This is a genomic window from Limosilactobacillus secundus, from assembly GCF_020784695.1.
GTDB lineage: Bacteria > Bacillota > Bacilli > Lactobacillales > Lactobacillaceae > Limosilactobacillus > Limosilactobacillus reuteri_F.
This window is the reverse complement of sequence record NZ_JAJGUA010000026.1, coordinates 13,203-34,103: the sequence shown is the minus strand read 5'-3', so window position 1 is coordinate 34,103 and position 20,901 is coordinate 13,203. Positions and strand designations below refer to the sequence as shown.

24 protein-coding genes and 1 tRNA gene are annotated in these 20,901 nt (G+C 37.5%); 16 read left to right on the top strand and 9 right to left on the bottom strand.

What is annotated here, in order from left to right; translation table 11 throughout:
- Nucleotide 1: 1 nt before the first annotated feature.
- The 5 genes from LMB57_RS02745 (at nt 2) to LMB57_RS02725 (ending at nt 4,423) form a co-directional block, all read left to right on the top strand.
- Nucleotides 2-1,327, top strand: coding sequence for a dihydrolipoyl dehydrogenase family protein (locus tag LMB57_RS02745; protein WP_229271849.1), 1,326 nt, complete (start codon nt 2-4; stop codon nt 1,325-1,327).
- Nucleotides 1,328-1,425: 98 nt separating this feature from the next.
- Nucleotides 1,426-1,980, top strand: coding sequence for a hydrophobic protein (locus LMB57_RS02740; protein WP_229271848.1), 555 nt, complete (start codon nt 1,426-1,428; stop codon nt 1,978-1,980).
- Nucleotides 1,981-2,052: 72 nt separating this feature from the next.
- Nucleotides 2,053-2,706, top strand: coding sequence for a nitroreductase (locus tag LMB57_RS02735; protein WP_229271847.1), 654 nt, complete (start codon nt 2,053-2,055; stop codon nt 2,704-2,706).
- Nucleotides 2,707-2,713: 7 nt separating this feature from the next.
- Entirely contained in the window at nt 2,714-3,163 is a 450-nt protein-coding gene (locus tag LMB57_RS02730) for a methylated-DNA--[protein]-cysteine S-methyltransferase (protein ID WP_229271846.1), read from the top strand.
- Between the two features lie 336 nt (nt 3,164-3,499).
- Complete coding sequence (locus LMB57_RS02725) at nt 3,500-4,423, top strand: peptidoglycan recognition protein family protein (protein WP_229271845.1); 924 nt, start codon at nt 3,500-3,502, stop codon at nt 4,421-4,423.
- Nucleotides 4,424-4,431: 8 nt separating this feature from the next.
- Here the strand turns inward: LMB57_RS02725 and LMB57_RS02720 are convergent, their stop codons facing one another.
- Nucleotides 4,432-4,878 (bottom strand): DUF3021 domain-containing protein, encoded by a 447-nt coding sequence (locus LMB57_RS02720; RefSeq protein ID WP_229271844.1) that lies wholly within the window; start codon nt 4,876-4,878, stop codon nt 4,432-4,434.
- On the bottom strand, nt 4,875-5,309 hold the full coding sequence (locus LMB57_RS02715) for a LytTR family DNA-binding domain-containing protein (RefSeq protein ID WP_229271843.1): 435 nt from the start codon (nt 5,307-5,309) through the stop codon (nt 4,875-4,877). The genes LMB57_RS02720 and LMB57_RS02715 overlap by 4 nt, the downstream gene beginning before the upstream one ends.
- Before the next feature lie 211 nt (nt 5,310-5,520).
- On the opposite strand from LMB57_RS02715, the gene LMB57_RS02710 reads away from it, so the two are divergent.
- Complete coding sequence (locus LMB57_RS02710; protein WP_229271842.1) at nt 5,521-6,090, top strand: hydrophobic protein; 570 nt, start codon at nt 5,521-5,523, stop codon at nt 6,088-6,090.
- A 22-nt stretch (nt 6,091-6,112) separates the two neighbouring features.
- On the opposite strand, the gene LMB57_RS02705 is transcribed toward LMB57_RS02710, so the two are convergent.
- Both LMB57_RS02705 and LMB57_RS02700 read right to left on the bottom strand, forming a co-directional pair.
- On the bottom strand, nt 6,113-7,288 hold the full coding sequence (locus LMB57_RS02705) for an MFS transporter (RefSeq protein WP_229271841.1): 1,176 nt from the start codon (nt 7,286-7,288) through the stop codon (nt 6,113-6,115).
- Nucleotides 7,289-7,302: 14 nt separating this feature from the next.
- Nucleotides 7,303-8,010 carry a Bax inhibitor-1/YccA family protein gene (locus LMB57_RS02700; protein WP_229271840.1) on the bottom strand — a complete coding sequence of 236 codons (708 nt, stop codon included), beginning with the start codon at nt 8,008-8,010 and terminating at the stop codon, nt 7,303-7,305.
- A gap of 136 nt (nt 8,011-8,146) precedes the next feature.
- On the opposite strand from LMB57_RS02700, the gene LMB57_RS02695 reads away from it, so the two are divergent.
- The 5 genes from LMB57_RS02695 (at nt 8,147) to LMB57_RS02675 (ending at nt 12,896) form a co-directional block, all read left to right on the top strand.
- On the top strand, nt 8,147-8,602 hold the full coding sequence (locus LMB57_RS02695; RefSeq protein WP_229271839.1) for a GNAT family N-acetyltransferase: 456 nt from the start codon (nt 8,147-8,149) through the stop codon (nt 8,600-8,602).
- Nucleotides 8,592-9,623 (top strand): DUF3114 domain-containing protein, encoded by a 1,032-nt coding sequence (locus LMB57_RS02690; RefSeq protein WP_229271838.1) that lies wholly within the window; start codon nt 8,592-8,594, stop codon nt 9,621-9,623. Before LMB57_RS02695 ends, LMB57_RS02690 begins: the two co-directional genes overlap by 11 nt.
- A 112-nt stretch (nt 9,624-9,735) precedes the next feature.
- On the top strand, nt 9,736-11,289 hold the full coding sequence (locus LMB57_RS02685; RefSeq protein WP_229278047.1) for a glutamate--cysteine ligase: 1,554 nt from the start codon (nt 9,736-9,738) through the stop codon (nt 11,287-11,289).
- A 103-nt stretch (nt 11,290-11,392) separates the two neighbouring features.
- Entirely contained in the window at nt 11,393-12,316 is a 924-nt protein-coding gene (locus LMB57_RS02680; RefSeq protein ID WP_229271836.1) for a lactate/malate family dehydrogenase, read from the top strand.
- A 4-nt stretch (nt 12,317-12,320) separates the two neighbouring features.
- Complete coding sequence (locus LMB57_RS02675; RefSeq protein WP_229271835.1) at nt 12,321-12,896, top strand: LOG family protein; 576 nt, start codon at nt 12,321-12,323, stop codon at nt 12,894-12,896.
- A 36-nt stretch (nt 12,897-12,932) separates the two neighbouring features.
- Here LMB57_RS02675 and LMB57_RS02670 read toward each other — a convergent pair whose 3' ends face one another.
- Nucleotides 12,933-13,295 (bottom strand): DUF4828 domain-containing protein, encoded by a 363-nt coding sequence (locus LMB57_RS02670; RefSeq protein ID WP_003670659.1) that lies wholly within the window; start codon nt 13,293-13,295, stop codon nt 12,933-12,935.
- 160 nt (nt 13,296-13,455) lie between these two features.
- On the opposite strand from LMB57_RS02670, the gene LMB57_RS02665 reads away from it, so the two are divergent.
- The 4 genes from LMB57_RS02665 to wecB all read left to right on the top strand — a co-directional run bounded on the left by LMB57_RS02665 (nt 13,456) and on the right by wecB (nt 17,121).
- A complete protein-coding gene (locus LMB57_RS02665; RefSeq protein WP_229271834.1) occupies nt 13,456-14,475 on the top strand; it encodes a Gfo/Idh/MocA family protein in 1,020 nt (339 codons plus the stop codon).
- A gap of 11 nt (nt 14,476-14,486) precedes the next feature.
- The gene (locus LMB57_RS02660; RefSeq protein ID WP_229271833.1) at nt 14,487-15,788 is read left to right on the top strand and encodes a DEAD/DEAH box helicase; all 1,302 of its coding nucleotides are present in this window, start codon (nt 14,487-14,489) and stop codon (nt 15,786-15,788) included.
- A gap of 59 nt (nt 15,789-15,847) precedes the next feature.
- Nucleotides 15,848-15,920 (top strand) — tRNA-Arg (locus LMB57_RS02655).
- A 79-nt stretch (nt 15,921-15,999) separates the two neighbouring features.
- Nucleotides 16,000-17,121: a non-hydrolyzing UDP-N-acetylglucosamine 2-epimerase gene (gene wecB / locus LMB57_RS02650; protein WP_229271832.1), complete on the top strand. Its 1,122-nt coding sequence runs from the start codon at nt 16,000-16,002 to the stop codon at nt 17,119-17,121.
- 32 nt (nt 17,122-17,153) lie between these two features.
- Here the strand turns inward: wecB and LMB57_RS02645 are convergent, their stop codons facing one another.
- The 3 genes from LMB57_RS02645 to LMB57_RS02635 all read right to left on the bottom strand — a co-directional run bounded on the left by LMB57_RS02645 (nt 17,154) and on the right by LMB57_RS02635 (nt 18,589).
- Nucleotides 17,154-17,606, bottom strand: a complete 453-nt coding sequence (locus LMB57_RS02645; RefSeq protein ID WP_229271831.1) for a hypothetical protein — start codon at nt 17,604-17,606, stop codon at nt 17,154-17,156.
- Between the two features lie 94 nt (nt 17,607-17,700).
- Complete coding sequence (locus tag LMB57_RS02640) at nt 17,701-18,138, bottom strand: GtrA family protein (RefSeq protein ID WP_003664422.1); 438 nt, start codon at nt 18,136-18,138, stop codon at nt 17,701-17,703.
- Nucleotides 18,131-18,589, bottom strand: coding sequence for a flavodoxin (locus tag LMB57_RS02635; protein WP_229271830.1), 459 nt, complete (start codon nt 18,587-18,589; stop codon nt 18,131-18,133). The genes LMB57_RS02640 and LMB57_RS02635 overlap by 8 nt, the downstream gene beginning before the upstream one ends.
- A gap of 113 nt (nt 18,590-18,702) precedes the next feature.
- On the opposite strand from LMB57_RS02635, the gene map reads away from it, so the two are divergent.
- Complete coding sequence (map, locus tag LMB57_RS02630) at nt 18,703-19,560, top strand: type I methionyl aminopeptidase (protein ID WP_229271829.1); 858 nt, start codon at nt 18,703-18,705, stop codon at nt 19,558-19,560.
- Nucleotides 19,561-19,778: 218 nt separating this feature from the next.
- Here map and LMB57_RS02625 read toward each other — a convergent pair whose 3' ends face one another.
- Nucleotides 19,779-20,900, bottom strand: coding sequence for an aminotransferase (locus LMB57_RS02625; RefSeq protein ID WP_229271828.1), 1,122 nt, complete (start codon nt 20,898-20,900; stop codon nt 19,779-19,781).
- Between the last annotated feature and the right edge of the window lies 1 nt (nt 20,901).

Below are 20,901 nucleotides of genomic sequence, written 5' to 3'. Positions count from 1 at the left end.
CATGAAAAAGTACGATGATATTTTAATTGGGTCTGGGCCTGCAGCTTATAAGATGTCTAATCTCCTAGCTAAAACTGATCGCAAAGTTTTAGTAATTGAGGGTTTCGAATACGGAGGAACCTGTCCTAATTACGGATGTGAGCCGAAGATTTTTCTAGAAGGAGCTGTTCGGACCGTCCTTCAATCTCAACAACTTCTTGGACGAGGAATTAGTCAGCCAGCAAAATTAAACTGGGAAGAGTTGATGCGGACAAAGCTTAATCGTTTTGATCCATGGCCAGCTGAAACTCGTGCAACTATTGAAAAGACCCACGATGTTGAAGATGGGTATGCAAGTTTCGTTAATAACCATACTATTACTGTAAACGGTCACCAATACCAGGCTGATAATATTATCATTGTGACAGGTCAAACGCCAAATATTCTGGCTATTCCCGGTAAAGAATATCTTCATACCAGTTATGATCTGCTTTCATTAAAAGAACTTCCCCAGCGAATTACGATAATCGGTGCTGGCTTTGTGGGCCTAGAGTTAGCAACCCTTGTAGCAGCTACCGGCGCTGAAGTAACAATCGTTGTTCATTCCGATCGTGTTCTCCGTGAATTTACCAAGGCAGAAGATAAAATGTTAGTTAGTGCGATGAAACAACGAGGAATAAAATTCAGTTTTAATACTGATACCCAAAAAGTAAGTCAAGGGAAAGATGGGTTGCTTGTTACGACTGATCAGGACGAAATACAGACTGACTATGTTCTTGATGCAACTGGTCGTCATCCAAATATCGAAAAATTAGCGCTTGAAAATACTGATATTGAATATAATCGTCATGGTATTAATGTCGACGGTCACTTAATGACAACGGTTGACGGTGTGTACGCAATTGGGGATGTTGTTAATCGGAAACAACCTAAATTAACACCGGTTGCTGAATTTGAAGGTCAATATCTTTTTGACTACTTAACTGGTAAAACAGATCAAGATATTGTTTATCCAACAATTGGACAAGCGGCTTTTACATTCCCAGAAGTAGCTCGCGCCGGTGTTAATCCCGATGATGTTGCTGACGACTCACAGTATCAAGTGAAGACAGTTGCGCTGAAATACAGTAGTCTTTACGCTGGTCAAAATGATCAAGCTAGTACCCTTACTTTAGTCTTTAAAGATCAACAACTAGTAGGAGCAAGTGAAGTTGGCGATTATGCGGCTGATGATATTAATAACTTTTTGCCAATTATTGGTCTAAAGATTAGCGGGGATGAGTATCGCCAAAAAGTGATGGCAATTTATCCAACGTTAGGCGATAAGGTTGCAGGGCTATTACCATAAATACTAAAAAATCTCTTCTATGTAAGTTTGAAGAGATTTTTTTAGTATTTGTCATATAGTACAATACAAATACAAACTTAAAAGTTAGGGTATTATAAATGACAATATTTGTAATTCTATTAATCTATAAATTCATTAAAGGAACATTTGAATATGAAAAGGTAACGCGGTTTGAGTTGGTAATTCTTCCTATTTATTCTGCGATTATGATGGTCTTGAGCTTAGAAAACGTTAGATCTTTAACAGCATTTGGCCTTACAATTATTCTTTTAATCCTCGGAGGTTCAATTGGTTTTCTTCAAGCTAGTCAGACGCAAATCAAGGATACCAACAAACTAGATTCCCATCAGCGACCGATTTTGAAGGTTAAGAGAAATTGGCCGTATCTTGTGGGCTGGCTTGTTTCATTTGCAATTGGAATCAGCGTTGAAGTATTTTATGGGGCCCATATTAATGCGGAAGAAATTTCCAGCGAATTATTTGAAGAAGTTCTTAAAGATCTATCTGTAATTGCCTTTTTCGGAGGGCATAATTCTTGGTTTGTGTGGGTCTTGAATGTCGCAACTAGTTTTACTTATGGTGCTTGTTTAATGATTCGTTATCCTAAGATTCGTGAAGCAGTGCGACGACGAAAAAGTAAAGATAGGTACTAATTTGATCCTTTAATCATAATTTCGTGCTAGACTTTAGTAAGAAACTTATTGTAATTTAGGAGGGATCATCTAATGGAATTACAAGATGCAATTAATCAACGTCATTCAATTCGTCAATTTACAGATAAACCAGTCGAAAAAAAGACGATCACCAAAATTGTTGAATTAGCTCAACGTGCTCCATCATGGGTAAATTCGCAACCGTGGCAAGTATATTGTGCAATGGGCGAGACGTTACAAAAAATAAAAGATGCTTATCATGAACAAGATATTGCCGGTAAACAAGGAAATTCCGATTTGCCAGTGATGAGTCGTGAAGATTGGGATCCGCAAACTCAAGCTAACATGAAACAGTGGCGTTCTGGGATTGTTCATCACTTTGCTAATTTTGATGTAGCACATGAAAACATGACGAATGCTAGTAATACTTTATATAATTCACCAGTCATTCTGTACATTACCATTCCGAAAGCCTCACCAGATTGGTCAATTTTTGATGCTGGTTTATTTGCAGAAAATATCATGTTAGCCGCAACTGCTTATGGCTTGGGAACGATTCCAACTTATAATAGTGTCCGCTTCCCAACAATTCTTCACCAAACTTTAGGTGTACCAGAAGATGAGCGATTCATTGTTGGAATTTCACTTGGTTATCAAGCTGACACGACAATTAATAGCTATCATTCAGAGCGTCGTCCCGTAGATGAAATTTTACATTTTAATTAGGAATAAAATGATTATTACTGTTAATTATTCTTCACCTTTAGGAACTATCAAGCTTCAAGCAGATGAGTTTGGTATTACTAGTGTAAAGTTTGGTGAGCAGGCGGGAAAAGATAGTTCTACTTCTGATAGCCCCGTAATCAAAATTGCTATTAAATGGTTAGACGATTATTTCCTGGGAAATGTTCCTTCAACGTTTCCTAAGTTCCATTTAATTGGTACTGATTTTCAACAGAAAGTATGGCAACAATTAAGAAAGATTCCTTATGGGGAAACGACAACTTATGGACAACTGGCTAAGAGTCTCAATACTAGTCCACGAGCAGTAGGGAATGCTGTTGGAAAAAATCCAATCTTACTCTTTATCCCATGTCATCGTGTTTTAGGACAAAATGGAAAGTTAACGGGTTATAGTGGTGGCTTAGAACGTAAAAAGAGATTATTAATGATGGAAAACTGAATTTGTTAAGGAAGAAGCAAAGAATATACTTGAATCCTTTAATAAGAAGTTGGGAGTCCAACCCATGGCAACAAGGAAATAGCTTTGGGATAAGGAAGGCCCTTACTCCTAATAATAATGCGGTTGCAGCAAAGAAAAAACAATAATACTAGTAAAATGCTAAGCGTGTATTTATCAATGCTAGTATGAATAATGATGGAACGACATTTAAAATGGTTGGTAATTAAAAATGATCCCTTGCTTTCAGTATTGATGATGGCAAGGGATTTTTAACTTTACTTATAAATAATTAGTTTTTTCCTACAAAATTCAAATTTATTCGTTACAATAACTAGTATGGCAAAGAGAGAGAAAAAACAAAATTTAATATATCTATCACTTATTATAATCGCAGCAGCAATAATCGGTGGGAGTTGGGTTTATTCTCATCATACAAAGGAGATCAGTAATTCGTATGCTGTTAGTGAAACGGCCGCGTTAAACAGTGGTGCAAAAGTATATAATTCACTTTCTGCAATTCGACGTGTCAATCTCCCTGATCAAGCATTAGTTAAGGTCAATCGCTACTATTTGACTTCTAATGATAACGATGATACTTACGCACGGATTAACTATAATGGAAAAAATTATTTTGTTCGGGTCGCCGATATTGAGTTGCAAATGAACAACGAAATTAATAATTACCTTGCTCAATCTGGTCTTCCACACGCTAAAGTTACTAAACAAATTTCAAGTATATTTGAACAACGCGGGTATAGTACTTCATCAGGAAATCCTCGTGGGGTCGTAATTCACGATACTGGGAATGAAAATTCAACGATTAGTAGTGAAGTAGCTTATATGAAGCAATATTATAGTTCAACTAGAGTGTTTGTTCATACATTTATTGATAATCAGCAAATTTTGAATATCGCTGATACAAAATATATGGCAGAAGGTGCAGGACCAAATGCTAATCCATACTTTGTCCAGTTTGAAATGCCTCATGAATATACTGCAGCTTCTTTTGCAAACCAACTTGGCAACGCTGCTTACTATACAGCTTATATTTTAAAACAGAATAATTTACCCGTGACTGAAGGAACCAAAGATGGCGGTGGAACTGTTTGGACACATGCAATGATTTCAAGTTATCTTGGTGGAACTGATCACGAAGACCCAATCTCTTATTGGTCGACATCGGCTCGTAAGCTATTTGGAACTACTTATAATATTAATAACTTTGTTGAATTGGTCCAGGCTTATTACAATCAAATGTGAGTAAAAATCTATTTTTTGATTTGTTGATTAATTGAGCGAATTTCTTTTTTTATCGAGTACCAATTAAGAAGCCAAATTATGGCATAAATTACAATAAAGATAAGTGTGAAAATAGCAAAATTAATCCAAGTCAGTGGGAACCAACCGCATAGGATTGCTAATGGCGCAAAGCCTGCATAGTAAGCACAAAAATTAATGATCGTTTTCTTTAGCAGTGACCAATTTTTTAATTCAAAAATTAAACTACCGAACCCAAAAACACAGCCAATTAGCATCCATAAAATAACAGAAACAGTTACACTGTTAAGGGGATGGGCGAATTGGTTAACAAAATTAGGGGATGAGGGGTAGTAAGTGGTACTGCCATTAAGATAGTTGAAAACTAAAGAGATCGCTAGACCAAGTAGAACCCCGATCGCTGAGAAACCGATAGTATATTTGATATATTTTTTCATAGTCCTAACCTCGTTTTCAAATTTTTGATTTTTCGTCGTGAAATCTGAATATGGTTACCATTCGTTAAAATTGCAGCTATTAATCCATTATCTAATAATTCAAGGTGATCAAGGTAATGGTAATTAAAAACAGTGCTGCCAGATGCTTCAATAAAGTCATTTGGAAGATTGCTTCTGAAATGGGATAACCGTTCACGATAAAAGTAAGTATGATCTTTTGTTGAAATTTTAGTACCAGTCTTAGCGACAGTTAATTCAAAGATATCCGAGAATTTAATGGGGATAATTTGGCCTACGTCATAACACCATAATACTGGTTCGGTACTTGTAAAACTTTTTAAGAGGTTACTAATTTGGGGATTCATTTCACGGACAAATAAATCGAGGTGTTCCTCTTCAATATTAGGGTCGATATGACAGTTTACTTTCATAGTTCCCACTTCCTTTCTAATCTAAGTATATTAGATTTGCCATTACATTTATTATATATATAATAAATGGTCAAAAATTTGCAACAGATGGTAAGATTCCTTAAATTATTGGTCGTTAGGTTTTTATGAAAAAATTCTTTCACTTTATTAAAAGTGTAATAGTGGAGAGTTATTAAAATCTATCTTATATTTATATAAGGAGGAATGTTTAATGATTCTCTTAATAATTTTTTGCTTATTGATTTTATATAATTTCATTAAAGGAACATTTCAATTAGAGACTGTGACTAAGACTAGTTTTATTATTATTCCGATTTATGCATTAGTCATGACCATTATTTCGATCTTTACGGAGCAACAGGAATGGCATTTGCTAGTTATGATTGTTCTAATTTTAATTGGGATTATGCTTGGCTGGTTTCAAACATTTAGTGTTCGCATTGTAAAAACAGCGAAAAAAGATAAATACGGTAACCATATATTTAAATATCGGCGTGGTTGGGCCTATTTATATGGATTTGTCCTTGTATTTATGGTTGAAATTGCAACGGATCACCTCTTAGGATTAAAGATGACTTTTAAAGGGCTATTATTTGAATTATTAGATGAGGTTTTACGAGAACGTTTTAAATTTTTGCCAGATAATGGTTGGGTAATTTGGCTATTACTTACGGTCACAACTGCTACCTATACTTTAATCCTTATTCGTCACTATCCATGTATTAAAGAGGCATTAGTTTGGAAAAGGTATACTAAGAAAAAACGGTCAGGAAAAAACTAGCATTTTTCACTGACCATTTTTGTTATTTAATAAAAGTGTGTTTTAGGCTCTTAAGTAAGCCATAAATTGTTAATAATGTGAAGAAAATAGCAGATGAGAATAACGCTCCTCTTGCAGTACGATCAATAAGAGCAATTGCCAGTGGAGAAATCGCACATCCGATATCCATCATGATTAAGACAATGGTTGTCGAAAAATTAACGGCATTTTTATCGCTAACGTTATCAACCCATTTGAAAACAAACGGCATTACCAGGCCAAAACCACTTCCAAGAATCATACACCCGGTTACTAATATCCAGAAATGGTGAGCTGTACTAATCAAGAAGAAGCCGCCAGCATTAAATGCTAAACAAAGGGGAAATACAAATTGATGAAGCCGTTGTTCAAGCCAATCAAAGGCAGCGCTAATTGGAATACCAATGGCGGCAAGAAGGGCCAGTAAGAGGGAAGCAGTACTTTCATTCCCCAAACCGGCATCGACAATCAATGTCGGTAGTTTGTAAGCAAGGGCCATGTAAAAAATATAAATTAGTAATACCATGATACTAATCCAGACAATAACTGGTTGGACTAATTTGGTTAAATCATGAAATGATAGGGAGTTATTTGTTGCTCTTTTAGGAGACTTTGGTAATTGTACCCAGATTTTGAATGCTAGTAAAACTGGAATCGCAATAATATAAACAAGAAAGACAGCATGCCAGGATAAAGTGACTAAATAACAGATTGCCAATGAACCGATAACGTAACCTAAGTTGTTCATAATATTTTGAAAACCAATCATTCGATTCAATTCATGCTGATTGCCAGTATATAATTGTGGAATTAAGCTCACGGCTAACGAATTATAGCTCCCAATTCCAATTCCTAAAAAGATTCGCGAAATTAAAATTAGCAGATAATTATTTAAGATAGCCGGAAGAGTACCAGCAATTCCAACAGTAAGCAAACTAATAAGGATAATCCTTTTTTGGGACCATTTCCTATTGAGAAAAGGACTGATTAATAATCCAAAAATCATGCCAAAATTAGGAATAGTAGTGAGCAATTCAATATTTACATGATTAATTGTAGGAAATGCATGCATCATTAAAGGAAGTGCGGGCGAAATTACCGCCGACATCATTATAAATAATGAAATTGCTAAGAGTGATAGTTTATAGGATAAGTGGTGAATATTTGTATTTGATTTCATGATTTTTAATATTTTTATCTTTCATTACTTGAGCCAAAAATATCTAAGAAACTAATAAAGAGATTAATAAAATCAAGGTAAAGCTGCAATGCACCAAGGACAGCTAGCCCATTGGATGATACTTGACCATTACATTCGGTATAGATATTTTTCATTCGTTGCGCATCCCAAGCTGTTAATGCCGTAAAAATTATTACCGCAACGATTGAAAGCAGATAATTAATTATTGGACTTTGCACAAAAAAGTTAACCAGCATAGCGATAATCAAGCCAATTAAGGCTGCACTAGCATAAGAACCAAGGCGAGTAAAATCACGGTGAGAGAAAGTACCAATAATCGCCATTGTTAAGAATACACCCGCTGAGGAAACAAAAGCCGTTGCAATATCAGTGCCAGCATAAGCGCCTGCAATAAAAGCAAAAGTAATTCCGTAGACGATCGCTGTTAAAATTAATAGGAACAGACAAAGGCCAGGACTACGAGTAGCATTAAAATTGATCCCAAACGTTAGGATAATTGGTAAGAGGATAATTAACCACATTCCCCAGCGGTTATTGACCATAAAAGCAGTAAATTGCTGAACGAAAACAGTCATTACGAGCCAAGCGGTTAAGGCAGAAAGCAATACTGCCAGGGTCATTAAACCATACATTTTTGTTAAAAACTTATTTAAGTCGGTAATATCAACAACGTTTCGACGATTAGGTGAAAAATTATCCATTATTAAACGCTCCCTTCACAAATAAATCCTTACCTTTATTATATTCCATAAATTTAATAATAAAATTGTTTTGGGGGAAAATTATGCTAACTTACTAGTTTTTGTATAATATATAAAATTATAGGAGGAATAAATTATGCAATGGTCTGATAAACAATTTACTGAACTAACAGTTAATGAACTTTTTGCCATTCTTAAGTTACGAGCACAAGTTTTTAATGGAGAACAACAGAGTTCCTATCCTGATCCAGACGATAGCGACCCACTTGCGCACCATGTTTTTGCGACTGCTAATAGTGAAGTAGTTGCTTATGCACGTTATTTTATTCAGAATGATGTTGTAACTTTTGGTCGCGTAGTTGTAGCTCCACAAGCACGTGGTATTGGTTTAGGTGGAAAGATTATTGAACATTTATTAAGCGGAATTGAAGAGAATTTCCCCCAATATAAAATAATTATTCATGCCCAAGCCTACGTTGAGGACTTTTACAAAAAATATAGTTTTGAATCTGTTGGTGATCATTTTATGGAGGCCGAGCGCGAGCATGTTACGATGGTTCATGAACCGTTAAACAATATTTATGACAAATAACATGATAAAACCAAATCAAATTGGTTCCGTTAACTATATAAGAACCTTGAAACAAAGCGGTCTCAACGCTCGTGAACAGCTTGATTTAATGATTAATCACCATTTACAAGCTTATATTGATAACTATGGATTTCTTCAATTTTCACCAACTGGATATCAATTTTCACCTCAGTTAACCCCCACCAGTTTTTTCTATCCTTATTTTCGTGATTTAGTTGTGACGGCTTATTCAGGGAAGAAAGGGCTGAAAGCAGATTTGTTAGGACGCAAAATTCATTTATTTCGCAGTTATCTTGATCGGCAAAACATCGCTTTTATTCGTCGATATCAATGTCCTTCTCTTTCACCAGAAGCGACAGATTTTCAACGATTGCTTTCCTATGCCCACGATAATCACTTTAAATTAGACTTTAAGACTGGTGCTAATTACCATAATCGTTATCATCATAAATTTGCTTACCCCTCTAATATGAAGGTTCAATTAATTCGTAATTCGTATCGTCGGTATGCTAATCCAGCCCGAATGATTGAATTTATTGTTGATATCGAAACAGGAAAGTTTGTTAGTCAATGGAATGTTTACCATGTTGATGAACAAGGAAGAATTGATACGGACCCGACTAATTATTCGACCAATCAATTACGGCAAATTGCTGATACAGAATCTTTTAACTATGGGATTCCCTATGGAGAGTATTATGTAACTGGTAAATATCGACATACTCATCAACGTCTTGATATTACTCAACCAACCGATAGTCAGCTTCGAAAGGTTGCTAAAAAATATTGGCAAGCACCTGTTGATTATGATGATAGCGGTAATTATGCTGACTTAGTAAAAAATATGCAGGATGTTATAGCCTGGCGTGGGGTTCCAGATTCGCAGCGAATAAAAGTTTATGCTGACTATGTCAATTCATTAAAAGAACATCAGTGTAAAAATAAAGGAATTAATCATTTCTTTGGTAAGAATAAAGTGTATCAGCAATTTTTTGTTCCTTGGTGGCGGAGATTGGTATAATTAAGGACAGAAAGCGTTAATCGATTTTGAAGTGATTATCCAGTGAAATAATTAAGTTATTATTGTCTATTATGTTCCAAAAGTGTTATGGTTGAATTTGAATAAAATTAAAATGATTGATTGGAGGGATTCTTGGATGGGAACCGATTATGATCAACTTAAAGCAGCTTTAAAAGAACCGTCATTAAATGCCAAACTTTTTTCTTCACAGTTTGGTTTAGAGGCAAAAAAGCACCGCATTTTGACCAATGGGCGGGCAAGTCGTTATCCATATCCTGAAAATCTGCGTTCACGGCAATATAATATTTATTTGAACTCAGGCTATACGGATGACATGATGGACTTTGAAACGGGTCCGGTTGTTGGAGCTAAGAATGCAGTTCGGCAACTAAAAATGTTAGAGCAGATTGTTATCTCACATTTACGAAATGATGAACGGTTATGGCCGCTAAGTATGGCACCGGGACCGACTTATCAGCATGATCTTGAGTATTTACAAACTGCATTTACAAAGAAATGGGACCAACAGACTCATGATTATCTCGGCAAAAAATACGGCATTGTTCAAGAAATCTTGGGGGATGTTCATGTTAATTTTAGTTTAGATGGTGAATTAATCAATGAGATTTATCACCGCTTTTATGCAGATCGATATCCAAACCACATTGATTTTCAAAATCATCTTTACTTTAAATTGGCACAAAAATTTTACCTTTATCAATGGTTATTTACCTACTTATATGGAGCGAGTCCAGTTTCTGAAGATATGCCACATAGTATTCCTGAGGATTTGAAGTTGCCAGTTCGTAGTTTGCGTTGTAGTGATTATGGGGATGACAATTTTACCAATGAGCAAGTTACCTACACTTCATATGACCAGCATTTTGCAGAACTAAAGCACTTCATAGATAATGGCACTTACTATAGTATGAAGGAATTCTTTGGCCCAGTACGATTACGACGGCATAACCATGATATGCATGACATTGATGGTGCTTTGCAAGAAGGTATTGATTATCTTGAGTTTCGTAATTTTGACCTTGACCCGTTGTCGCGAACAGGAATTAGTGATGATACGATTAACTTCCTTGAATTAATGCTTTTAAATAGTATTCTTTCACCATTACCTGATAACTTAGAAGAACGCTTAGTGGAAGCGAAAAAGCGGAATAATGAAGTGGCCTTACAAAAACCGAAAGAACAATTACCGTGGATGCATGAAGAAGCGCTGCAGTTAATTGCAGAATTGCAAAACTTTATTGTTGAGTTTAATGCTCCGCGAGAATACCAGCTTGCTTTGAAGTTTGTTCAACGACGAGTAGATGACCCTTCACTAACTCTGAGCGGTCAATTAGCAGATCAACTTGAAAATGGTGACTTATTATCGTTTGGATTGAAGATTGCTAATGATCGTTATACAAAAAATATTAATTTTCAACATCCTCTACAAGCAATTAGCGATGTTTATTCAGACGATGTTCAACAATTGGTCAAAGCTGCCATTGAGTTAGGCGTTCAAGTAGATTTACAACCAACGCAAGTAGTATTACATGTAGGAGATCATCAAGAAAGCTATAATGCTCAAGCAACTTTTGATTTCTCAAAGGGTGCCCGTGATGTAATTCTTAGTGATTTTCCAGAAGTTCAGGATTTTCAGGAAAAGTAAAGAGACTGAGGAGATTATTTCCTAGTCTCTATATTTTTAAAGTAGGGCAATAACCTTATCTTCACTTTCGTTATTTCCCGGGAAATAGAAAGAAGCGCTAAAAATGAGAAAGATTGGAATTATTGGGCTCGGCCATGTGGGTGAAACGTTAGCCAACCAGTTGGTAATGAACGGAAAAGTTGACGAATTAGTTTTGATTGACGAGAAAGATCAACTAGCAATTGCAATTCAGGCCGATTTAAATGATGCGCAAACGGTTTTGGCGACCCATACAAAAATAATTATTCAAGATTATGCTGCCTTAGCCGATGCGGATGTTCTTATTACAGCCTTTGGAAAGAGTGCTTTGATGAAGCAACAACCAATGGCTGAGCTTGAGACCAGTTATCGGCAGGCCTTACAAGTTGGTAATAAGATTTTTAAGAGTGATTTTAGTGGGGTCCTCATTAACCTTACTAATCCTAATGAGGCAATTACTGCTGTTCTCCAGCAAAAAGTTGGTTTACCGCAAAAACAAGTAATTGGGATTGGCACAGTTGTTGAAACCGCTCGCCTTTATCGAGCGATTGCAGAAACTGCAAAGGTCGCCGCTGCTAATGTAACTGGCTTTGTCTATGGTCAGCATGATGGTCATCAAGTCTTTGCTTGGTCAACTGTTCGCGTGAATGGACAACCCTTAACTGCGGCAATCAATGGCCACCACCTAGATCAAAGTCAGCTTAAAATTAAGGCGAACCTTAGTAATTGGTACACTCTTGATGGGTTAGGGTATAATGTTAGTGCTGTTACTGCCTGGACTCTACGAATTATTACAGCAATTTTTGCAGATGAACAATTAGCGTTGCCGGTTGCAATTTATCAGCCGCAGTATTCAACTTACATCAGTTTTCCAGCGTTAATTGGTCGGCAAGGAATTGGCAACTTTCTTCTCTTAAAACTTTACCCATTGGAGGAAGAGGAGATTAAGAGTGCAGCAGCAACAATTAAGCATCAATTAGATTCTCTAAAAAATATTAAAGGAGAGTAGTTGTATGATTAAACGAATTGCAGTCTATTGTGGTGCCCGTGATGGTAATAATCCAGCATTTAATCATGAAGCACAACGATTTGGTAAATGGCTAGTTCAACACGATATTGAATTGGTTTATGGTGCGGGTGCGTTTGGCTTGATGGGCGCCCTTGCTCGGACGGTCCTCCAAAATGGAGGCGTTGTTCATGGGGTAATTACTGCGGAATTAGCTGAACGTGGAGCTCTTTATGACGAATTAACGGATGTAAGAATTGTTCCTAATATGGATATTCGCAAGCAAACAATGATGGATCTTGCGGATGGATTATTAGCTTTCCCTGGTGGCTTTGGAACGTTAGAGGAAATTACCGAAGCTGCTTCATGGACAACGGTGGGAGACAATCATAAGCCAGTTGCTTTTTACAACTTTAATGGCTTTTATGATTCGTTAAAAGATCTATTTAAGCAAATGAATAAGGCTGGCTTTGTAGAAGACCCTTATTTGAATAGTATCTGTTTTAGTGACCGGTTTAACCAGATTTTGGCATTTATGCAAAACTATAAAGCGCCGGCACATCGTCAATACGCGCGAAAATAATTTAAAATAAAAAAACGCTGCCTTGCAGCGCCAACATTATTTTAAGGGTTGAATAGTATAAACTTGGTCATCAGCTTCATCGGTTAATGAAACTGGCCGTTGCTCATTAGCCCGGATAGTAATGTGATAGCCAAACCGATCAAGAAAAACTAACTTATCAGGTTTGATTTGTTGAACCGTTGCCGGAATGATTTGGTTATCGATACCGAGCTTTAATTCAGGAGAGATAGTTATTTTATGAGAGCGATCTCGTTCTTTATCATAATATTGCCATGTGCCCGCATAAAAGATAGGTAACGAGATCGTATTATTGCTTTTCTTTGCACGACTGAACCCTAAAGTACTGGTGAGTCCAGCCATTAGCCCCGCGCCGAAAAGTAACATTCCTTTTTTTCTCATATTTTATCAGTCTCCTCAATTAAGTGATAAGTCATTTTATAATATAACTAATTATACACACATTTCTATTATCAGAAGATTTCATTTCTGTTAAAAACGCGCAATAATTGTTAAAATTAGATGTATGCAAAGAAATATTTGAAAAGGAAGAGTTGATTTTATGTTAAAACTTGGTGTTATTGGAACAAATATTATTACTGATCAGATGTTAGATGCAGCCAAGACAACTGGAAAATACGAATTAACAGCTGTATATTCTCGAACATTAGAACACGCTGAGAAGTTTGGTAAACCATATGGAGCAACTGAATTTTACGATAATATTGACAAGTTCTTTGAAGAGGGCGACTTTGATGTTGTTTATATTGCTTCACCAAATAGTTTGCATTATCAACAAGCACGGAAAGCAATTGAAAATGATAAATTTATTATTGTTGAAAAGCCAGCTTTCGTAAATCCAAATGAATATAGTGCGATCGAATCACTATTAGCAGCCCATCCCAAGGCTCGTTTGGTTGAAGCGGCCCGTCATATCCATACCAAGATTTATCAAGCGGCCTTGAAGAAAGTTGATGAGATGAAGGAACATTATGTTCAAGGAGCAACCATCACTGTAATGAAATACTCATCGCGTTTTGATAAAGTTCTTAATGGCAGTGAACCATATCCAAATATTTTTACCCTTAAGTATGCTGGGGGAGCATTAATGGACCTCGGTGTATATGCTGTTTATGGCGCTGTTACTATTTATGGTGAACCAGAATCTGTAGTTTACTTCCCAACTCTTACTAAAACTGGGGTTGATGGTAAAGGAGTTGCGATCCTTAACTATGACAAATTTACTGTTACTTTAAACTTCGGTAAGACTGCTAACTCTCACCTTTATTCTGAAGTTTACGGCTTGAAGGATACCTTAGTCTTTGATAGTATTTTTGATACGCGAAAGGTTACTTATTATGATGCTGACCAAAATGCGCACCCAATTGAAGCGCCCGTTGAAGAAAATTCAATGACTGATGAAATGAATGACTTTGCGGACCTCTTTAACAATCCTGATGATGAAGAAGAAATGAAGAAGTACAAGCATTGGTTAGAATTATCGAAGACGGTCAACTCAGTTATGTACTCCCTTCGTCAATCTGCTCAACTAGTTTTCCCATCTGATAACGATCAAGAATAGGATGATTTAATTTGATCGAACAATTTCAAAAACACTTTGATGAAAAATATAAGCAGCCAACAGCAATTCAAAAAGCAGTTGCGTCGGCATTAAAAACTGACCAATCTGTCCTTGGAATAGCACCGACTGGCTCAGGTAAGACTCTTGCTTTTACATTGCCGCTCTTGCCAAAGATTATGCCTGGAGAGGGAACTCAATTATTAGTTCTCGCGCCTTCACAAGAATTGGCGATTCAAACAACGAAAGTAATCCGTGAATGGGCAACTTTAATTGGCGTTAGTGTCCAATCACTGACAGGAGGGGCAAATTTACGGCGACAAGTTATGAATTTGCATCGTCATCCTGATGTTGTGGTTGGGACACCTGGACGGATACTCCATATGCTTGATAACCACCACTTAAAGCTTGGCCACCTAATGACAATGGTTATCGATGAAGCTGATGATATGCTTCAAGATGATACTTTAGCCGTCGTAGAAGATATTGAACGTGCGACCCCGTTGTCTACTCAATTAGCATTCTTTTCTGCTACTAAATCTCCGGTTCTGGATGAACTAAACGTGATGTTTGGCCGCGATATTGAAACCATTGATGTCCGTGATGAGGATACTTCTCAGGGACCGGTAGAACACGGTTACTTAAGTGCACGAACCAATGCGCAAAAAACAGCAACTTTACGTCGGCTGACGAGTATTAAAGATTTTCGGGCGCTTGTCTTCTTTAATAGCACCCGCACTCTTAACTATGCTGCAAGTCGGTTGCGACATGAACATGTTCCGGTAGATACTTTGGGTGGTAGCCAGAAACAAGTACAACGTGAAAAAGCAATGCGGATGTTTCGGAAGCGGCAAATTAAGTTATTGTTGACAACGGATTTGGCAGCCCGGGGTATTGATATACCTAAATTACCTGCCGTCATTAACTTTGACTTGCCAACATCGCTCAATACCTATATTCACCGGGTTGGCCGTACTGGGCGCCAAGGAGAACCAGGGTTAGCACTTAGTTTCGGTGATGATCATGATATTCGTGACCTTAAGAAGCTGCTTGCTGATAGTGATTATGAACTAACTAAGCTCTACATTGGTGAGAATAAATTAACTAACCAGAAGCCTGAAGAGGGTCAACGAGTGGTTTCAATCAAAAAGCAGACTAGTCGTAACTTACAAAAAGAACAATTAAGTGGTGAAACCCATAAAAAGATGAATCAAACCCTCAGTGGATTCTCTAAGCCAAAGAAACGGCGAAAGAAAAAGAATCGTAAAAATAAGGGAATTCGTTTGAAGCATCGTCGGAAAAATAGCGAAAATTAAAAAAGAATCATTATCATCTTTACGAAATCCTTCGTAAATGCGATAATATTCTTTAGTTTGGTCCTATAGTATAATTGGATAGTACATCCGCCTCCTAAGCGGTCGATTCCGGTTCAAATCCGGATGGGACCATTTGATAATGCACTGTCGACGTGATTGCTTTGTTTAGTGATTACGTCTTTTTTTATTAAAACTGAAGGGAGAGTCATTAATGCAGCCACCATATAAGATTATGTTTTTGTTTGGTACACGAGCTGAGGTTTTGAAGCTGGCGCCGATTATTAGATTAATGCAACAAAATCCAGCAACCTGGCAACCAGTTCTTGTTGCGACGGGGAATTCACAATTATTAAACGACACGTTGACATATTTGAATTTCCAAATTGATTTTAGTGTTGATTTATCAAACGCAACAAGTACAAATGAAGTTGAACTATTAAGTCAACTTTTACATAACTTAAATAATGTGATTAATGCTGGACAACCAGATATGATCCTTGTAGCTGGTGATGCTACTACAACTTTGGCTGCTAGTTTGATTAGCTTTTATCATCATATCTCACTTGGCCATGTCGAAGCTGGTTTGCGTACTTATGAACGGTATTCGCCATTCCCTGATGAAATGCATCGGCGCCTTACAGATAATCTAGCAGACCTTTATTTTGCGCCAACAACAAGTGCCCGCGATAATTTATTGCAAGAGCACCATCCAGCAAAACGAATCTATGTTACTGGAAATACTTCAATTGATAGTGTGAAGCATAATTTACAAGAAGATTTTACGCATCCTTTACTGCAGTCCATCCCAGCAGATAATCGGATTTTATTAATGACAATGCGGCGCAAAGATAACCTTGGTACCCCCATGAAGCGTGTTTTCCATACAATGCGTGATATTGTGGAAACTAATAACAATCTTGATCTGATATTCCCTGTTTATCCTCATCCAGAAGAAGTATCACTGGCTAATGATATTTTAGGAAACCATGACCGAATTCATCTTATTGCACCATTAAATCACCATGATTTCTTAAATATTGCTGCGCGGAGTTCGATTCTGTTGACTGATTCCGGTGGCTTGCAAGAAGAAGCTCCAGCATTACATCGGCCCCTCTTGCTTTTACGGGATGAAACAGAACGTCAAGAAGCGGTCAGCCTGGGGGGTGTAAAAATTGTTGGGACTGATCCGACAACGATTCAACAAGCAGTTTTTGAATTGTTAAATGATGAAAAGAAGTATCGGCAGATGGAACAGGCGGAAGTACCATTTGGGGATGGACACGCGAGCGAAAAGATTCTTAAAATTATTGAGAAATACTTATCACAACAATAAGAAAGCCTGTTTATGTAAAAAGAGTATCACCTTTAGTTTGCTTTAGGTGGTCGTAATGATCCACGTTTAACGATAATTGGTAATTGCTTTAGGGCATCGTAAACATAGTGAAGTTCCGTCTCTGCTTTCTTCTTATCAATTCCTTTAGCAGTCATAACAGCATCAGCAGCTTGCGCATAATTACGCTTATATTCTTGATTGATTTTATTCCAATCAACTCCAGCGAATTGTTGAGCTAATTCCTTATCATAGGGCAACTTTCCCTGAAGCATCAGAACCGCGATTCCAGGATAGCCAAGATAGCCTTGCCAGTAAGAGGCATTGTCATTTGAAGTATAAGTATTGTCGTGAAAGGTGACAGTATAAGTTTTTGCTTCATTAGAAGAAGTTACGAGTGCTTGATTGTTTTCGAGTTTAACGTGGCCGTCAGCAATTGCTGTATAAGCTTCTAAGATTTTTTCAATTGGTGGCAATTTCTTCATCATTTTAGGTCAATCCCTTCTTCATATTTATTATAGTTGGGATTCTCAAAATAAATAAAAAATTCGCACTGTAAGTTTACAGTCCGAATCCTATCATTTATTTATCTGCAATATCGCGATTATCTTTGAAGATTAACCACTTTGAGAAAATGTAATTAGCAATTACCACAATGACATTATCAATAAATTTAACGATAAATTGTTGGAGAGGATCATTGAATCCTAATAAAGAAACCCCAACATACATAATAATTATATCTAATACAAGTGTGAGGCCTCGGTAGAAATAGAACCGAAGAAACTCAACAATAAAGTCACTAACGGTAGTGTAATGTGATCCGAATACCCAGACTTTATTAGTGAAGTAAGCTACTAAAACCGATAAAAACCAGGCAATAACATTAGCTACTTGATAATTCCAATGAATCCCAGAACTCAAAATCTGGAATACTGCTAAGTTAACCACCGTTGTGACAACGCCCCAGAAAAGATAAGCGATGATTGACTTATATTTTACCCACAGATCCTTAATCATTCAAATTAGCCGCCTTTTCTACTAATTGCTTAGCGAAGGCATCGAGCTTTTGAATGTCTTCTTCATCTGGTGCAAGGTTAACTTTAATATTTTCAGCGCCCTTAGTTGCCCCTGTCTTGGCAAGAGCATCTCCAAATTTATCGACAGCAACACAGAAGTCATCCCCATAGAAAGTATCACCAGAGCCGGCAACCCCATAAACTTTGCCTGCTAGTTGTTCTTCTTGCAAGTCTTCATAAAAGTCAATTCCTTCTTCTGGAAGAGCTCCTTCATCATAAGTATAAGGACAGATCACACAAATATCAGCTTCTTCAAAGTCAGCTGGATCAGCCATTGTCATTTCAACTTCATCAACTTCTACTCCTAAATCTTCAAGAGCGTCGGTAATGATATCCGCAACGTCTTCATTATTACCAGTAATGGTTGCGTATACTACAAGTGCTTTTGCCATTTTATAACCTCCATTAAATTTATAACGTTCATATAGTATAGCACGGTTTACGATATCACGGCAGACAAGTGGTATACTATTTATGTTAGATTGTAAATAAGGAGATTGCGAAAATGATTAGTTTAAAATCACCTCGAGAAATCGATGCAATGGAAAAGGCGGGGGCAGCCTTAGCAGCAATGCACCTTGGCCTTCGTAAAATTATTAAGCCGGGCATCTCAAGTTGGAAGATTGAAGAATTCGCTCGGAAGTACTTCAAGGCTGCAGGGGCTAAGGCTGAACAAATTGGCTTTGAAGGATACAAGTACGCTACCTGTGTTAGTGTGAATGATGAAATTTGCCACGGATTCCCTCGTAAGAAATTAATTTTAAAGAAGGGCGACTTAGTAAAGGTTGATACAGTTGTTAGCGTTGATGGAGCCTTTAGTGATTCTTGCTGGAGCTATGCGGTAGGAGAAGTTTCTCCTGAAATCCAAAAGTTAATGGACGTTACTAAGAAGTCACTGTTTATGGGAATTGACCAATGTATTCCTGGTAATCGGATTGGTGATATTGGGGCAGTGATTCAACACTACACAGAAGATGAGAATGGTTATGGAGATGTCCGTGAATTTGTTGGTCACGGTATTCAACCAACAATGCATGAAGATCCAATGGTGCCTCATTACGGCGAACACGGTCAAGGCATCCGTCTTCGTAATGGGATGACCATTACTGTTGAACCAATGATTAACACTGGTACTTGGGAAGCTGATACCAGTGATCCAAGTGGTTGGCTTGCCAAGACTGCTGATGGCGGTTGGAGTTGCCAATATGAGCATACCTTAGTTATTACGAATGATGGGCCGAAGATTTTGACGTCTCAAGATCCGGAAGCGGATGCTGATTACATGTACGATGATAATTATGCTAAGTGCTTGGAACATTACCGTGAGATCGCAGAAAAGGTTGCTAAGCAGTTTGAAAATTAAAAAAGTGAGTGGGAATTAACTTTCTCGACAAGGCGGTGGGCTAAGGATAGAGCGGTGATTAGCACGGCACGGGCTAATTATCGTTCGGACTTAGCCTCGAGCCTTGTAGTTACGACGCGAAGCTAGCCTACGAGGATTTCCACGATATCGTAACAACATTCGTATAAAAAAGAGGCTGTTGAAAAAACAAAAGTTTTCTCAGCCTCTTTTTTTTAATGCTAATCATATTGATGCATATACTTTGAAAGCCGCTTTAAGCCTTCTTTTAAAGTTGCCTCTGGTGCGCAGTAGCCGAGGCGAACGTGACCTGGAGTATCAAAAGCATCGCCGGGCACGAGGAGAACCCCTTCGTCATGAAGCAAGTTTTCACAGAAGGTATGAATATCAACCGGCACGTCAAGCTTTGGAAAGGAAGTAGAGACTGCTTGTGGCATGATGACACTTGCTCTGTCTTCATGATCAATCCAATCCTTATAAATGGCGAGATTGCTAAGAACTAACTTTCGATTCCGAGCGAGAACTTGATAACGGTGACGTAAAACATAGGTAGCTAGTTGATCGTTAAAGACCCCTCCACAGATCATGGTGTAGTCACGGAACTTACGGAAGATATCGGCAACTTCAGCGTTAGTCGCGGTCCAACCGATTCGAACTCCTGGGACTGAATAAGTCTTCGAAAGAGAATTAGTAGAGATTCCCTTATCGTAAAGATCAATAATCTGCGCAAATTTTTCGGGATGATCAAGGGGCAAGTAGACTTCATCAACAAGAACATAAGCATCAACGGACTTGGCAATTTCAACGACTTGTTCGAGAAATTCTTTATTAAGAACCGTTCCCGTTGGATTATTTGCGTTGTTTAGACAAATCATTTTAGTATTAGGTTTGACCATCGCTTTTAGGTCATCGATTCGAGGGTACCAGTCATCTTCTTCATGAATATGCCAGTAATCGACATCTGCACCTAATGATTTAGGAATATCGTAGAGTTGTTGGTAAGAGGGGTATTCTGCAATTACATGGTCGCCAGGATTGATCAAGGCATAGAGGGCTAAGATATTTGCTCCTGTGGCTCCATTTGTTTGCAAGATATTTTCTGGATCAACATGGTGATATAATTTAGCAACTTCTTCTTTAAACTCAGGTGATCCTTCAATCCACCCGTAGTTCATTTGCTGCTTATCGAGCATCTCATAAAACTCTTCGCCATTGTTACCATCTAAATTTAAGAGATCGTGCATGCTTAAAGAGGCGATTGTACTTTGCGAAATATCATATGTCGCGCTCTTTTCCCACTTATTTAGCCATGCTTCGACACCAAAATGTGCTATTTCTACCATG

Excerpts from the sequence above, each read along its gene's own strand:
- LMB57_RS02745 (WP_229271849.1), top strand. The coding sequence starts at position 2 with ATGAAAAAGTACGATGATATTTTAATTGGGTCTGGGCCTGCAGCTTAT.
- LMB57_RS02740 (WP_229271848.1), top strand. The coding sequence starts at position 1,426 with ATGACAATATTTGTAATTCTATTAATCTATAAATTCATTAAAGGAACA.
- LMB57_RS02735 (WP_229271847.1), top strand. The coding sequence starts at position 2,053 with ATGGAATTACAAGATGCAATTAATCAACGTCATTCAATTCGTCAATTT.
- LMB57_RS02730 (WP_229271846.1), top strand. The coding sequence starts at position 2,714 with ATGATTATTACTGTTAATTATTCTTCACCTTTAGGAACTATCAAGCTT.
- LMB57_RS02725 (WP_229271845.1), top strand. The coding sequence starts at position 3,500 with ATGGCAAAGAGAGAGAAAAAACAAAATTTAATATATCTATCACTTATT.
- LMB57_RS02720 (WP_229271844.1), bottom strand. The coding sequence starts at position 4,878 with ATGAAAAAATATATCAAATATACTATCGGTTTCTCAGCGATCGGGGTT.
- LMB57_RS02715 (WP_229271843.1), bottom strand. The coding sequence starts at position 5,309 with ATGAAAGTAAACTGTCATATCGACCCTAATATTGAAGAGGAACACCTC.
- LMB57_RS02710 (WP_229271842.1), top strand. The coding sequence starts at position 5,521 with ATGATTCTCTTAATAATTTTTTGCTTATTGATTTTATATAATTTCATT.
- LMB57_RS02705 (WP_229271841.1), bottom strand. The coding sequence starts at position 7,288 with ATGAAATCAAATACAAATATTCACCACTTATCCTATAAACTATCACTC.
- LMB57_RS02700 (WP_229271840.1), bottom strand. The coding sequence starts at position 8,010 with ATGGATAATTTTTCACCTAATCGTCGAAACGTTGTTGATATTACCGAC.
- LMB57_RS02695 (WP_229271839.1), top strand. The coding sequence starts at position 8,147 with ATGCAATGGTCTGATAAACAATTTACTGAACTAACAGTTAATGAACTT.
- LMB57_RS02690 (WP_229271838.1), top strand. The coding sequence starts at position 8,592 with ATGACAAATAACATGATAAAACCAAATCAAATTGGTTCCGTTAACTAT.
- LMB57_RS02685 (WP_229278047.1), top strand. The coding sequence starts at position 9,736 with ATGATTGATTGGAGGGATTCTTGGATGGGAACCGATTATGATCAACTT.
- LMB57_RS02680 (WP_229271836.1), top strand. The coding sequence starts at position 11,393 with ATGAGAAAGATTGGAATTATTGGGCTCGGCCATGTGGGTGAAACGTTA.
- LMB57_RS02675 (WP_229271835.1), top strand. The coding sequence starts at position 12,321 with ATGATTAAACGAATTGCAGTCTATTGTGGTGCCCGTGATGGTAATAAT.
- LMB57_RS02670 (WP_003670659.1), bottom strand. The coding sequence starts at position 13,295 with ATGAGAAAAAAAGGAATGTTACTTTTCGGCGCGGGGCTAATGGCTGGA.
- LMB57_RS02665 (WP_229271834.1), top strand. The coding sequence starts at position 13,456 with ATGTTAAAACTTGGTGTTATTGGAACAAATATTATTACTGATCAGATG.
- wecB (WP_229271832.1), top strand. The coding sequence starts at position 16,000 with ATGCAGCCACCATATAAGATTATGTTTTTGTTTGGTACACGAGCTGAG.
- LMB57_RS02645 (WP_229271831.1), bottom strand. The coding sequence starts at position 17,606 with ATGATGAAGAAATTGCCACCAATTGAAAAAATCTTAGAAGCTTATACA.
- LMB57_RS02640 (WP_003664422.1), bottom strand. The coding sequence starts at position 18,138 with ATGATTAAGGATCTGTGGGTAAAATATAAGTCAATCATCGCTTATCTT.
- LMB57_RS02635 (WP_229271830.1), bottom strand. The coding sequence starts at position 18,589 with ATGGCAAAAGCACTTGTAGTATACGCAACCATTACTGGTAATAATGAA.
- map (WP_229271829.1), top strand. The coding sequence starts at position 18,703 with ATGATTAGTTTAAAATCACCTCGAGAAATCGATGCAATGGAAAAGGCG.
- LMB57_RS02625 (WP_229271828.1), bottom strand. The coding sequence starts at position 20,900 with ATGGTAGAAATAGCACATTTTGGTGTCGAAGCATGGCTAAATAAGTGG.